The sequence below is a fragment of the Streptomyces sp. NPDC049040 genome (assembly GCF_043197715.1).
GTDB lineage: Bacteria > Actinomycetota > Actinomycetes > Streptomycetales > Streptomycetaceae > Actinacidiphila.
This window is the reverse complement of sequence record NZ_JBICTO010000002.1, coordinates 414,162-427,123: the sequence shown is the minus strand read 5'-3', so window position 1 is coordinate 427,123 and position 12,962 is coordinate 414,162. Positions and strand designations below refer to the sequence as shown.

The 12,962-nt window shown below is 73.7% G+C and carries 11 protein-coding genes; 3 read left to right on the top strand and 8 right to left on the bottom strand.

Annotated elements, in window-relative coordinates:
• Positions 1 to 16 precede the first annotated feature (16 nt).
• Positions 17 to 400 carry a hypothetical protein gene (locus ACGFMP_RS06750; protein WP_393670739.1) on the bottom strand — a complete coding sequence of 128 codons (384 nt, stop codon included), beginning with the start codon at positions 398 to 400 and terminating at the stop codon, positions 17 to 19.
• 200 nt (positions 401 to 600) lie between these two features.
• Between ACGFMP_RS06750 and ACGFMP_RS06745 the strand changes: the two genes are divergently transcribed.
• Positions 601 to 1,437, top strand: a complete 837-nt coding sequence (locus tag ACGFMP_RS06745; protein ID WP_393670738.1) for an alpha/beta fold hydrolase — start codon at positions 601 to 603, stop codon at positions 1,435 to 1,437.
• 68 nt (positions 1,438 to 1,505) lie between these two features.
• Here the strand turns inward: ACGFMP_RS06745 and ACGFMP_RS06740 are convergent, their stop codons facing one another.
• The 4 genes from ACGFMP_RS06740 to hrcA all read right to left on the bottom strand — a co-directional run bounded on the left by ACGFMP_RS06740 (position 1,506) and on the right by hrcA (position 5,870).
• Positions 1,506 to 2,249 (bottom strand): 16S rRNA (uracil(1498)-N(3))-methyltransferase, encoded by a 744-nt coding sequence (locus tag ACGFMP_RS06740; protein WP_393670736.1) that lies wholly within the window; start codon positions 2,247 to 2,249, stop codon positions 1,506 to 1,508.
• The gene (locus ACGFMP_RS06735) at positions 2,246 to 3,307 is read right to left on the bottom strand and encodes a nitronate monooxygenase (protein WP_393670735.1); all 1,062 of its coding nucleotides are present in this window, start codon (positions 3,305 to 3,307) and stop codon (positions 2,246 to 2,248) included. Before ACGFMP_RS06735 ends, ACGFMP_RS06740 begins: the two co-directional genes overlap by 4 nt.
• 412 nt (positions 3,308 to 3,719) lie before the next feature.
• Positions 3,720 to 4,853 carry a molecular chaperone DnaJ gene (dnaJ, locus tag ACGFMP_RS06730; protein ID WP_393670734.1) on the bottom strand — a complete coding sequence of 378 codons (1,134 nt, stop codon included), beginning with the start codon at positions 4,851 to 4,853 and terminating at the stop codon, positions 3,720 to 3,722.
• Complete coding sequence (gene hrcA / locus ACGFMP_RS06725; protein ID WP_393670733.1) at positions 4,854 to 5,870, bottom strand: heat-inducible transcriptional repressor HrcA; 1,017 nt, start codon at positions 5,868 to 5,870, stop codon at positions 4,854 to 4,856. It lies immediately after the preceding gene.
• A 175-nt stretch (positions 5,871 to 6,045) separates the two neighbouring features.
• On the opposite strand from hrcA, the gene ACGFMP_RS06720 reads away from it, so the two are divergent.
• Together ACGFMP_RS06720 and ACGFMP_RS06715 are read left to right on the top strand one after the other, a co-directional pair.
• A complete protein-coding gene (locus ACGFMP_RS06720; protein ID WP_393671354.1) occupies positions 6,046 to 6,789 on the top strand; it encodes an MBL fold metallo-hydrolase in 744 nt (247 codons plus the stop codon).
• A gap of 34 nt (positions 6,790 to 6,823) precedes the next feature.
• A complete protein-coding gene (locus ACGFMP_RS06715; protein ID WP_393670732.1) occupies positions 6,824 to 7,648 on the top strand; it encodes a DUF3097 domain-containing protein in 825 nt (274 codons plus the stop codon).
• A 19-nt stretch (positions 7,649 to 7,667) separates the two neighbouring features.
• On the opposite strand, the gene hemW is transcribed toward ACGFMP_RS06715, so the two are convergent.
• From hemW to ACGFMP_RS06700, 3 genes are all read right to left on the bottom strand, one after another.
• Positions 7,668 to 8,900 carry a radical SAM family heme chaperone HemW gene (gene hemW / locus ACGFMP_RS06710; protein ID WP_393670730.1) on the bottom strand — a complete coding sequence of 411 codons (1,233 nt, stop codon included), beginning with the start codon at positions 8,898 to 8,900 and terminating at the stop codon, positions 7,668 to 7,670.
• A gap of 38 nt (positions 8,901 to 8,938) precedes the next feature.
• Positions 8,939 to 10,768: a SpoIIE family protein phosphatase gene (locus ACGFMP_RS06705; protein WP_393670728.1), complete on the bottom strand. Its 1,830-nt coding sequence runs from the start codon at positions 10,766 to 10,768 to the stop codon at positions 8,939 to 8,941.
• Positions 10,769 to 11,067: 299 nt separating this feature from the next.
• Positions 11,068 to 12,951, bottom strand: coding sequence for an AMP-dependent synthetase/ligase (locus tag ACGFMP_RS06700; protein WP_393670726.1), 1,884 nt, complete (start codon positions 12,949 to 12,951; stop codon positions 11,068 to 11,070).
• Positions 12,952 to 12,962: the final 11 nt, after the last annotated feature.

Here is a 12,962-nt window from a genome sequence, read left to right as displayed (position 1 = left end):
GCCAGCCTAACTTCGATCAACTCGTCGCCGGAGTGCGCTTTCCGCAGTCCCCGAGCCCCGTCACGTCGAACACCCGGCGCGAGCCGACGGTCGCGGTCAAGTGGCCGCGCACGCAGGTGTTGTCCAACTGCTCGGTCACCTTGCCCTTCACCGAGATCTTCTGCTGGTCGTCCGTCCGCCCCAGGCAGTCGACGGACGCCTGCTTCGTGCCCGTCGACGCGCTGCACGACAGCCACTGCACCTTCACGTCGTCCGCTTTCAAGGCGTGGGTGGCCAACTGATCCGTCGTCGCGGACACCGCGCTGCTGCCGAGTCCGTCCGCCGGATCGCATGCCGCCACCGACACCGCCGCGGCGGCCAGCAGCGTCCCGACCGCCCATCTTCTGCCGCTCTTTCCCATCCCCCAACGGTCCTGCGGCCCTGCCCGCCGGTCCATCCCCCACACGGCCGATTCGCACCCTTACGGGACCGGGCCCGACCCGCCACCCCAGCGTCTCACTGTGCGGTCGGCGTCTCATCCAGTGGTCCGCGCGAGATGCGATCACCGCGGCCGCGCGGTGCGGTGGAGGGACGGCCCGCGATCCCGCCCGGAGGAGACCCATGGGGTACATCACCGTCGGCAGCGAGAACTCGACCACGGTCGAGCTGTACTACGAGGACCACGGCGAAGGGCAGCCCGTCGTCCTCATCCACGGGTACCCGCTCAGCGGGGCCTCCTGGGAGCGCCAGATCCCCGTCCTGCTCAAGGCGGGACACCGCGTCATCACCTACGACAGGCGCGGCTTCGGCAGGTCGAGCCAGCCCTCGGCCGGCTACGACTACGACACCTTCGCCGCCGACCTCAAGGTCCTGGTCGACCGGCTCGACCTGCGCGACGCGGTCCTGGCCGGATTCTCCATGGGCAGCGGCGAGGTCACCCGCTACCTGGGCAGCTACGGCTCCGAGCGGGTCGCCAAGGCGGCGCTCTTCGGGCCGATCCCGCCCTTCCTGCTCCGCACCGACGACAATCCCGACGGGGTCGAGCAGTCGGTCTTCGACGGCCTCAGGGACGGGATCGTCGCCGACCGGCCGGCCTTCCTCAAGGCCTTCCTCGACGACTTCAACAACGTCGACAAGCTCGGCGGCGGGCGGATCAGCGAACAGGCGTGGCAGCAGCAGTGGAACGTCGCGGCCGGTGCGTCGCCCATCGCCACCCTGGCCTGCGTCTCGTCCTGGCTCACCGACTTCCGCGCCGACGTCCAGCGCAACGACGTGCCCACGCTCGTGGTCCAGGGCAACGACGACCGCATCCTCCCGATCGCCTCGACCGGGCGGCGGCTGCCCGCACTGCTCAAGGACTGCCGGTTCGTCGAGATCGAAGGGGGCCCGCACAACATCGGCTGGACCCACGCGGACGAGCTGAACTCGGCCTTCACCGGATTCCTGTCCGAATCCTGAGGCCGCGGGCCGCGGGCCGCGGGCCGCGGATCGCGGGAAGCCGCCCGCAGGCCCCGCGGGCCAGGACGTCAGGACCAGCGACCGGTGCGGGTGAGCAGCAGCGCGGTGGCGGCGACGCCTGCCGTGGAGGTACGCAGCACCGTCGGCCCGAGACGGTAGGCGGCGGCGCCCGCTGCCGCGAAGGCCGCGAGTTCGTCAGGCGACACCCCGCCCTCGGGGCCCACGACCAGCACCACGGACCCCGACGAGGGCAGTGCCGCGCCGGCCAGCGCGGCGGCACCCTCCTCGTGCAGGACCCCGGCGAAGTCCGCGCCGCCGAGCAGCGCGGCGACCTGCCGGGTCGTCATCAGCTCACCGACCGAGGGAAAGCGCAGCCGCCGCGCCTGCTTGGCCGCCTCCCGGGCGGTGGCACGCCACTTCGCCAGCGACTTGGCGCCGCGCTCCCCCCGCCACTGCGTCACGCAGCGGGACGCCGCCCACGGCACGACCGCGTCGACCCCCGCCTCCGTCATCGTCTCGACGGCCAGCTCGCCGCGGTCGCCCTTGGGCAGCGCCTGGACGACGGTGATCCGCGGAGCGGGCTCGTCCTCCTCCCGGACGCCGCGCACGTCGACATCCAGCTCGTCCTTGCCGCGTGCCGCCGCCACGACGCCGTGGGCGCCCCGCCCGGCGCCGTCCGTCAGGACGACCTCCTCGCCGGGCTGCAACCGCCGTACGGACACAGCGTGCCGGCCCTCGGGCCCGTCCAGGGTGATCCTGGACGGGCCGCCGTCCAGAGCGGCGGGCTCCACCAGGAAGACAGGTGCGGTCACGGTCCGACCTCCCTGGCCGCCTGGAGTTCGGCGACCAGCAGCTCCACCAGGTGCCCTGCGGACACCTCGCGGGCCAGCCGGTGGCCCTGCCCGGCCCACAGCGCCATCGCCTGCGGGTCACCGGCGGCGGCCGCGGCCTTGCGCAGCGGTGCGGTCAGATGGTGTATCTGCGGATAGCCGCGCGGTGCGTACGGACCGTGCTCGCGGACGAAGCGGTTGACCAGCGCGCGGGCCGGGCGGCCGGAGAAGGCGCGGGTCAGCTCGGTCCTGGCGAAGACCGGGTCGGTGATCGCCCGCTTGTGCAGCGGGTCCGCGCCGGACTCGGGGCAGACAAGGAAGGCCGTACCGAGCTGGGCGGCGTCCGCGCCCGCCGCGAACACCGCCGCGATCTGGCCGCCCCGCATCAGGCCCCCGGTCGCGATCAGCGGCAGCTGCACCGCCTCGCGCACCTGCGGCAGCAGCGCCAGCAGACCGGTGCCCGCGCCGTCGAACTGCGGTTCGTCCCGGTGGGTGCCCTGGTGGCCGCCGGCCTCCACGCCCTGCACGCACACCGCGTCGGCGCCGGCCCACTGCGCGGCCAGCGCCTCCGGCACCGAGGTGGCCGTGACCACCGTGTACGTACCGGCCTTCCGGAAGGCGTCGAGCACCGACCGGGCCGGGCAGCCGAAGGTGAAGCTCACCATCGGCACCGGGTCCTCCAGCAGGATCGCGACCTTGGCGTCGTACGCGTCGTCCGAGCCCGCGTCGGGGTCGCCGAGCGCTGTCGCGTACCAGGCCTCCTCGCCGGCGAGCTGCTCGGCGTAGACGGCCACGGCGGAAGGGTCGGTGGCCCCGGGCTGGGGCATGAACAGATTCACCCCGAACGGGTGGGTGCTCTGGTCGCGGAGCTGCCGGATCTCCTCGTACATCGCCTCCGGCGTCTTGTACCCGGCCGCCAGGAAGCCCAGCCCGCCGGCCGCCGCCACCGCTGTCGCCAGCCGCGGGTTGGCTGCACCGCCGGCCATCGGGGCCTGGACGATCGGGTACGCCGAGAAGGAAGTCAGACTGGGCGCGGACATGGGGCTAGCCTGCCATGCGCTCGGCGCGCGGCCGCACATCGCCCCCGGCGCCGGGGTGCCCACCCGCCCGGTTCGCGCCACGCCCGCCGGTGCCCGCCGGGGGCGCGGGGAACGGCACGGGCAACCCACCACGACCATCGCGTGACGACGACCACGACCACCCCCAGGGACGCGGGGAACAGCGCGGGCAACCCACCACGACCGGTGGGCCGTCCGCGACAGCAGCAGCCCCTTGGGGTCGGTGACGACCCGCGCCCCGTGCGGGGGTTGTCGCGCGGTTCCCCGCCCCCGGCGGCCACCCCCTGCCGAAGGGGAACCGGGGCGCCCGCGCCCCGGGGGGGACGGCGATCCCTCTGGCGGAAGGGAGTGCGCGCCACCCGCGCCCGGGGCGGGGAAGGGGATGCGGCCGGGGCTATCGGCCGTTGAAGGCGTCCTTCAGGCGGGAGAAGAGGCCCTGCTGGCCCGGCGCGAACTGGCCCGTCGGGCGTTCTTCGCCGCGGAGTTTGGCGAGGCGGCGGATCAGGTCCTCCTGGTCGGCGTCGAGCTTGTGCGGGGTCACGACCTCGACGTGGACCACGAGGTCACCGCGGCCGCCGCCGCGCAGGTGCGTGATGCCGCGCTGGTGCAGCGGGATCGACTGGCCTGACTGCGTACCGGGCCGGATGTCGATCTCCTCGAGACCGTCGAGCGTCTCCAGCGGGCACTTCGTGCCGAGTGCGGCGGCCGTCATCGGGATGGTGACCGTGCAGTGCAGGTCGTCGCCGCGGCGCTGGAAGACCAGGTGCGGGACTTCGCGGATCTCGACGTAGAGGTCGCCGGCGGGGCCGCCGCCGGGGCCGACCTCGCCCTCGCCCGCGAGCTGGATACGGGTGCCGTTGTCCACGCCCGCGGGGATCTTGACGGTGAGCGTGCGGCGGGACCGCACCCGTCCGTCGCCTGCGCACTCCGGGCACGGCGTGGGCACGACGGTGCCGAAGCCCTGGCACTGCGGGCAGGGCCTGGACGTCATGACCTGGCCGAGGAAGGAGCGGGTGACCTGGGACACCTCGCCGCGGCCGCGGCACATGTCGCAGGTCTGCGCGGCGGTGCCGGGCGCGGCCCCTTCGCCGTTGCAGGTCCCGCAGGTCACCGCGGTGTCGACCTGGATGTCCTTGGTGGTGCCGAAGGCCGCCTCTTCGAGGTCGATCTCCAGCCGGATCATGGCGTCCTGCCCGCGCCGGGTGCGCGAGCGCGGTCCGCGCTGCTGCGACTGCCCGAAGAAGGCGTCCATGATGTCGCTGAAGTTCCCGAAGCCCTGCCCGAAGCCCGCGCCCGCGCCACCGCCGGCGGCGGACAGCGGGTCGCCGCCGAGGTCGTAGACCTGCTTCTTCTGCGGGTCGGAGAGCACCTCGTAAGCGGCGTTGATCTCCTTGAACCGCTCCTGCGTCTTGGGGTCGGGGTTGACGTCAGGGTGCAGTTCCCGGGCGAGACGGCGGAAAGCCTTCTTGATCTCGTCCGGACCTGCGTCGCGGCGCACGCCTAGTACGGCGTAGTAGTCCGTGGCCACTTACGACTCCGCCAGGATCTGTCCGACGTAACGTGCCACTGCGCGTACCGCTCCCATCGTTCCGGGGTAGTCCATGCGGGTCGGTCCGACCACGCCGAGTTTGGCGACTGCCTCGTCGCCCGAACCGTAGCCGACCGCCACCACCGAGGTGGAGTTGAGGCCCTCGTGAAAATTCTCATGACCGATCCGGACGGTCATGGTGGAGTCCTTGGCCTCGCCGAGCAGTTTGAGCAGCACCATCTGCTCCTCCAATGCTTCGAGCACCGGCCTGATCGTCAGCGGGAAGTCGTGGTTGAACCTGGTCAGGTTGGCAGCGCCGCCGAGCATGATGCGCTCTTCCGTCTGCTCGACCAGGGTTTCCAGCAGGGTGGCGAGCACTCCGGCGACCGCGGGGCGGTCGTCGGGGTCGAAGCTCTCCGGCACGTCCTGGACCAGCGGCGGCACGTCGGCGAAGCGGCGGCCGACGACCCGGCTGTTGAGCCGGGCCCGCAGGTCGGCGAGCACCGTCTCGCCGACCGGGGCGGGGCAGTCGATCAGCCGCTGCTCGACCCGTCCGGTGTCGGTGATGAGCACCAGCATGATGCGGGCGGGCGCGAGCGCCAGGAGTTCCACGTGCCGCACCGAGGACCGGGTCAGCGACGGATACTGCACGACGGCGACCTGCCGGGTGAGCTGCGCGAGCAGCCGCACGGTCCTGGCCACGACGTCGTCCAGGTCGACCGCGCCGTCCAGGAAGTTCTGGATCGCCCGGCGCTCGGCGGACGACAGCGGCTTGACGCCGGCCATCTTGTCCACGAACAGCCGGTATCCCTTGTCGGTGGGGATACGGCCGGCACTGGTGTGCGGCTGGGCGATGTAGCCCTCGTCCTCCAGCACCGCCATGTCGTTGCGCACGGTGGCCGGGGACACGCCGAGCCGGTGACGCTCCGTGAGTGCCTTGGAACCGACCGGCTCCTCGGTGCCGACGTAGTCCTGAACGATGGCACGCAGGACTTCGAGTCTGCGTTCGCTCAGCATCGCGCACCTCCAACCGCCATGTTCCCGGCCTGGCACTCCGCCGTTTCGAGTGCCAGCTTTCCCGCAGCAAGTGTACGGCGAGGCGGCAAGGGCTCGGCAAGGGTGCGGCACACCGGGTACGCGGAGGTGGCGGCCCGCGGCCCCGCGGCGGCGATAGCGTCACCCCGTGGAATCTGTGGAGCGCACGGAGGATCCGGGTTCGGGTGGTTCTGTCTGGGAGCAGCTGGCTCCCGGGGTCGCCCGGCGCAGGATGCCCCATCTCGATGTGACGATCGGCCTGGTGGTCGGGTCCGACGGCGTGCTGCTGGTGGACACGGCCTCGACGCTGCGCGAGGGCGAGGAGCTGCGCGCGCAGGTCGAGGCGCTGACCGGGCGGGCGGTCACCCACATCGCCCTCACCCATGGCCACTTCGACCATGTCTTCGGCACCGCGGCCTTCCCCGGGGCCGAGGTGTTCGGGCAGCGCTCGCTCGGGGATCACCTGCGCCGGGAGCGCGAGGCGCTGCGGGAGAGCGCCGTCGGGCACGGCACCGACCCGGCGGAGGCGGAGCGCGCGGCGCGGGCGCTGGTGCCGCCCACCCGGCAGGTGACCGGGGAGGTCGCCGTCGACCTGGGCGAGCGGCCGGTCCGGCTGGTGCACCCGGGGACCGGGCACACCGACCACGACCTGGTGGTGGTCGTGCCCGGCGCCACCGCGAGCGACCCGGTGGTGGTCTTCTGCGGCGACCTGGTCGAGGAGTCCGGCGAGCCGCAGGCGGGCGACGACGCGGACCCGGCCCGCTGGCCGGCCACCCTGGACGCGCTGCTGGCGCTCGGCGGCGAGACGGGCCGCTACGTGCCGGGCCACGGGGCGGTGGTCGACGCGCGTTTCCTGCGGGCCCAGCGGGACGCGCTGGCGGCGCGTTTCGGGACGTCCTAGGGAGCGGCAGGGGCGGCTGGCTACGATCGCCACCATGCGCAGCAGGAGCTACGACCCCGATCTGACCCCGCCGTGGAAGAAGAGCGGCCCGGCGCCCGAGGTGGCGGCGGAGGCCGACCTCGTGGTCGAGGAGGCCGCCACCGGCTTCTGCGGGGCGGTGGTGCGCTGCGAGAAGAGCGCGGAGGGGCTGACGGTCACCCTGGAGGACCGGTTCGGCAAGCACCGGGTCTTCCCGATGACGCCCCGCGGCTTCCTGATCGACGGCCGCACGGTCACGCTGGTGCGCCCGCAGGCCGTGGCGGCGCCCCGCGGTCCGCTGCTGTCGGCTTCGGGCTCCGTCGCGGTGCCGGACGCCAAGGCACGGGTGGCGCGGGCCGGGCGGATCTACGTGGAGGGGCGGCACGACGCCGAGCTGGTCGAGCGGGTGTGGGGCCACGACCTGCGGGTCGAGGGGGTGGTCGTGGAGTATCTGGAGGGCGTCGACGACCTGCCCGCGATCGTGGCGGACTTCGGCCCGGCCCCCGGCGCCCGCCTGGGCGTGCTGGTCGACCACCTGGTGCCCGGCTCCAAGGAGTCCCGTATCGCCGCGTCGGTGAGCGGCGCGGACGTCCTGGTGGTGGGGCACCCCTACATCGACGTGTGGGAGGCGGTGAAGCCCGCCTCGGTCGGCATCCGGCAGTGGCCGCGGGTGCCGCGCGGCGAGGACTGGAAGACCGGGGTGTGCCGCGCGCTGGGCTGGGACATGTCCACGGGCGAGGCGTGGCAGCGGATCCTGGCGTCGGTGCGCACGTACAAGGACCTCCAGCCCGAACTGCTGGGATCGGTGGAGCACCTGATCGACTTCGTGACGGTGCCCTGAGCCGGCGGCGGGGCGCCGCTCAGTCGGTGAGGTCGCACACCACGGCGTCGGCCAGCAGCCGGCCGCGCAGGGTGAGGACGGCCCGTCCGGCCGCGTGCGCGGCGGGCTCCAGCAGGCCGTCCGCCACCGCGCGGACCGCGGCCCGCGCGCCGGCCTCGGTGAGCAGGTCCAGCGGGCAGCCCGCGGAAAGGCGCAGCTCCAGCAGGATCCGCTCGATCCTGCGGTCCTCTTCCCCGAGGACCTCCCGTCCCGCGCCGGGGGTGCGGGACTCGGCGATCGCCTGCGCGTAGGCGCCGGGGTGCTTGACGTTCCACCAGCGCACCCCGCCGACGTGGCTGTGCGCGCCGGGGCCGGCGCCCCACCAGTCGGCGCCGGTCCAGTACAGCTCGTTGTGGCGGCACCTGCCCGCTTCCGTGGTGGCCCAGTTGGAGACCTCGTACCAGCCGAATCCGGCCGCGGACAGCCGTTCGTCGGCGATGAGGTAGCGGTCGGCGTGCTCGTCGTCGTCGGTCATCGGCACCTCGCCGCGCCGGATCCGCCGGGCCAGCCCGGTACCCTCCTCGACGATCAGCGCGTAGGCCGACACATGGTCGGGCCCGGCGGCCGTCGCCGCGTCCAGCGAGGCCCGCCAGTCGTCGTCGGACTCGCCGGGGGTGCCGTAGATCAGGTCGAGGTTGACGTGCTCGAAGCCGGCGGCGCGGGCTTCCGCGACGCACGCCTCCGGCCGCCCCGGGGTGTGGGTGCGGTCGAGGACCTGCAGGACGTGCTGCCGGGCGCTCTGCATGCCGAAGGACATCCGGTTGAAGCCGCCGTCCCGCAGCTCCGCCAGGTACGCCGGGTCGACGGACTCGGGGTTGGCCTCCGTGGTGATCTCCGCGTCCGGCGCGAGCCCGAACTCGTCGCGGATCGCGCCGAGCATCCGCACCAGGTCGGCGGCCGGCAGCAGGGTGGGGGTGCCGCCGCCGACGAAGACGGTCTCGGCCTGCCGCGGGTCGTCCCCGAGCACCTTCCTGGCCAGCCGGATCTCCTCGATGAGGACGTCGGCGTAGTTGTCGCGGGACGCCAGCGCACCGCCGGAGCCGCGCAGCTCGCTCGCGGTGTAGGTGTTGAAGTCGCAGTAGCCGCAGCGGGTGGCGCAGTAGGGCACGTGGAGGTAGAAGCCGAGCGGCCGTCCCGCGGCGCCGGTCAGCGCCTGCGGCGGCAGGGCGCCGTTGTCGGGCACGGGTTCGCCGTCGGGCAGTACGGAGGGCATTCCCCCAGTATCCGGCACCGCGGCCGTTGCCCGGCACGTCAGCGGGCCTGGAGCACGAGCACCGCGAGATCGTCGGCGGGCGGCGCGATGTCGTAGGCGTGCACCGCGTGCCGGACGCGTTCGGCGATACCGGCCGCGTCCAGGCCGGTGCAGCCGCCGAGAACCGCGGCCAGGCCGTCGTCGTCGTCGAACAGCCGCCGGCCGCGGCGGCGCTCGGTGACGCCGTCGGTGACGCACAGCAGGGTGTCGCCCGGCGCCAGGCCGAAGGACTCGCTCACGTACTGCGTCGTATCCGAGATCCCGAGCAGTATCTGCGGGGTGGCCGCCTCCCTGACCGTGCCGTTCCGGCCGAGCACCAGGGGCAGCGGGTGCCCGGCGGAGGCCAGCGTGCAGTGGGCGCCGCGCTCCGGGGCGTAGGGCGTGACCTCGCCGTAGAGCAGCGAGAGGAAGCGGGCCTGGCCGCCGTCCCAGGCCGCGGTCCCGCCCACCAGCGCGGCGGCGGCCTCGTCGGCCAGCGCCTTGTTGAGCCGGTCGAGCACGTCGCAGACGCCGTAGCCCTCGCGGGCCAGCAACCGCAGCATCGGGCGGGCGATGCCGGCGAGCGAGGCGGCCTCGGGGCCGTTGCCGCACACGTCGCCCAGCGCGAAGCACCAGCGGCCGTCCCCTGCGGGGAACAGGTCGTAGAAGTCACCGCCGACCCAGTCGCCGGCCAGCGGCTCGTAGACGACGGCGTGCTCGACACCCGGGATCCTCCCCACCGCCGGCGGCAGCAGGCCGCGCTGGAGGACCGAACTGATCATCGCCTGGCGGGCGTACTGCCGGGCCGTGTCCATCGCCAGGGCGACCCTGCGGGCGAAGTCCTCGACCAGGCCGGTCATCTCGTCGGGCAGGCCGAGCTCCCCCGCCCGGCCCAGCAGCAGCGTGCCGTGGCAGCGCCCCGCCACGGTCAGCGGCACCACGAGGGCGCCGCCACCGCCGCACCCCGCGCCGTCGGACGCGGGCCAGGCCGCCCGCCGAGCCCCGGGCCGCGGGGCCGCCTCAGGCGGTGACTTCTCGAGAACGGCCCGCAGCCCGTCGATCCGCTGCTCCTCGCTGTGCCACACGCTCGCCAGCCGCGGCTCGGCATCCGCCGGGTAGACCCACACCGCGCACCAGTCGGCGATCCGCGGCACCAGCAGCTGCGCCGCGAGCGAGGTCACGTTGTCCTCGTCCAGCTGGCCCGCGAGCAGGTCGGAGGCCTCGGCGAGGAAGGACAGCGCGCCGCGTTCGACCCAGTCCGAGCCGCAGCCCCGGCAGGCGGGCGGCGGCTCGGGCGCGAACAACTCCGCGGGCGGTTCCGGGCTGGGAGCCGGCAGCGGGGTGTCGGCTGCGGGCCCGCCGTCCGGCAGGTCGAAGCGGCACCACACCGTCTTGCGGTCGCGGCGGTAGCTGATGCCCCAGGCGTCGGACAGCGCGGCGACGAGCTGGAGTCCGCGGCCGCCCTCCCGGCTGTCGTCGGGGATGTCGGGACCCTCGTCGTCGCGGAGCACCCGCGCCGGGTGGTGGTCCGACACCTCGACCACGACGCCGGGCGGCCACTCCCGGGTGTCGAGGCGGCATGCCAGCTCGACGGCGGTGCCGGCGTGGACCACGGCGTTCGTCACCAGCTCGCTCACCAGGAGCGTGCCGTCGTCCATCAGCCGGTCGCCGATGCCGGCCGCCTCGGGCGGCCCAGTCTCCGCCCACTGCGCCAGCGCGGCCCGCAGGAAGCGGCGGGCGGCACCGGCCGCCTGCTGGGTGCCGGGCAGACTCGTCCGCGACACGGGTTCTGCCGGGTCCGGGGCCGTCTCGCGGGCCTCGCCCGCACGGCGAGCAGGGGGGAGCCTCACCACTCCATGGTTACAGGCCGCCACCGCTCGGTGTCACTCCGTGACACCCGCGTGGGTCCCTTTCCCGCGAACACCGCCCGCCCCGGACGGCGACCCACTAACATCCCGCGTCATCCCCCTCCCGCCCGGCCGGGAAAGGGCGCGCGCGGTTCCACTCCTCTGGTTCCGGGAGGGGTCGGCCCGTGGCGGCGCCCCGCCCCTGCGTGGCGGAGGGCAGCCGTCAGCGTCGCGCGGGCCGCGCGGGCAGCCCGCAGGGCGGCGGGGGGCGGAGTGGCCCCCGCCGCCCTGCCCGAAAGGCGCTACGCCTCGCGGGCGCCCGCGTACATCTCCTCGATGAGCGTGGCGAACTCCCGCTCCACGACCGGGCGCTTCAGCTTCAGGCTGGGCGTGAGGTCACCGTGCTCGACGTCGAGGTCGCGCGGCAGCAGCCGGAACTGCCGGATCTGCTGCCAGCGCTGGAGCCCTTCGTTGAGCTGCTGCACGTAGCCGCCGATGAGCTCGCGGACCTCGGCCGTGGCGACGACCTCCGCGTAGGACTTGCCGCCGAGGTCGTGCTCCGCCGCCCAGTCGAGGATCGTCGGCTCGTCGAGCGCGAGCAGAGCCGTGCAGAAGTTGCGCCCGCCGCCGACGACCAGCACGTTGCTGACGAAGGGGCACACCGCCTTGAACTGCCCCTCCACCTCCGCCGGGGCGATGTACTTGCCGCCCGAGGTCTTGATCAGGTCCTTCTTGCGGTCGGTGATCTTGAGGAAGCCGTCGGGCGACAGTTCCCCGATGTCCCCGGTGTGGAACCACCCGTCCGGTTCGAGGACCTCCGCGGTCTTCTCGGGCAGCCCGTGGTAGCCCTGCATGATGCCCGGTCCGCGCAGCAGGATCTCGCCGTCCTCGGCGATGCGGACCTCGAGGCCCGGCAGCGCCTTGCCGACCGTGCCGGTGCGGTAGCTCTCACCCGGGTTGACGAAGCTGGCGGCGCTGGACTCGGTGAGGCCGTAGCCTTCCAGGATGTGGATGCCGGCGCCGGCGAAGAAGTAGCCGATGTCGGGGGCGAGCGCGGCGGAGCCGGACACGCAGGCCCGCAGCCGGCCGCCGAAGGCCTCCCGCAGCTTGGCGTAGACGAGCTTGTCGGCCAGCGCGTGCTTGGTCCGCAGCCCCATCGGCGCCGAGGGCGTCCCGGTCAGCCGCATGCTGGTCTGCGTGGCCTTGGCGTAGTCGCGCGCGACGGCCGCCGCCCACTGGAAGATCCGGTACTTCGCCGCGCCGCCCGCACGCGCGCGGCCCGCCACACCGTTGTAGACCTTCTCGAAGATCCGCGGGACCGCGGCCATGTACGTCGGCTGCACGATCGGCAGGTTCTCGATGATCTTGTCGACCCGGCCGTCGACGGCGGTGATGTGCCCGACGGAGATCTGCCCGGCGGTCAGCACCTTGCCGAAGACGTGCGCGAGCGGCAGCCACAGATACTGCACGTCCTCGGGCTCCAGCAGGTCGATCGCCTGGATGGCCCGCGCCATGTACGACCAGCAGTCGTGCGGCAGCCGGACGCCCTTGGGGCGGCCCGTGGTGCCGGAGGTGTAGATCAGCGTGGCGAGCTGGTCGCCGGTGATCGCCGCGACGGCGTCGACCACCGCGCCGGGGTGCTGCGCCAGATAGGCCTCGCCGCGCTTCTCCAGCTCCGCGAGCGAGAGCACCCAACCGTCGCCCGCCTCGTCGAGCGCGCCCTCCGGGTCGATCACGACCACATGGGCGAGCTCGGGCAGCTCTGCCCTGCGCCGCCTGGCCTTGTCGAGCTGCGCGGCGTCCTCCGCGATCAGGACGCGGCTGCCGGAGTCGGCGAGGATGAAGGCGGTCTCGTCGGCGTTGGTGCTCGGATAGACGGTGGTGGTGGCCGCCCCGGCGCACAGCACCCCGAGGTCGGCGAGGATCCACTCGACGCGGGTGTTGGAGGCGATGGCGACGCGCTCCTCGGGGCGCACCCCGAGGTCCATGAGGCCGGCCGCGATGGCGTACACCCTGCGGGAGGACTCCCCCCAGGTCAGCGACTTCCAGCCGTCGGGGCCCTCACCGCTCTCCGGCGGCACCGGGTAGCGGTAGGCCTCCGCGTCCGGCGTGGCCGCCACCCGGTCAAGGAAGAGCGTCGCCACGGAGGGCGGCCGATTCTCGAGCAACGTCTGTGTGTCGGTCACCGCAACCTCCG

Coding starts and splice junctions, on each gene's coding strand:
- ACGFMP_RS06745 (WP_393670738.1), top strand. CDS start 601: ATGGGGTACATCACCGTCGGCAGCGAGAACTCGACCACGGTCGAGCTG.
- ACGFMP_RS06735 (WP_393670735.1), bottom strand. CDS start 3,307: ATGTCCGCGCCCAGTCTGACTTCCTTCTCGGCGTACCCGATCGTCCAG.
- hrcA (WP_393670733.1), bottom strand. CDS start 5,870: ATGCTGAGCGAACGCAGACTCGAAGTCCTGCGTGCCATCGTTCAGGAC.
- ACGFMP_RS06715 (WP_393670732.1), top strand. CDS start 6,824: ATGCGCAGCAGGAGCTACGACCCCGATCTGACCCCGCCGTGGAAGAAG.
- hemW (WP_393670730.1), bottom strand. CDS start 8,900: ATGCCCTCCGTACTGCCCGACGGCGAACCCGTGCCCGACAACGGCGCC.
- ACGFMP_RS06750 (WP_393670739.1), bottom strand. CDS start 400: ATGGGAAAGAGCGGCAGAAGATGGGCGGTCGGGACGCTGCTGGCCGCC.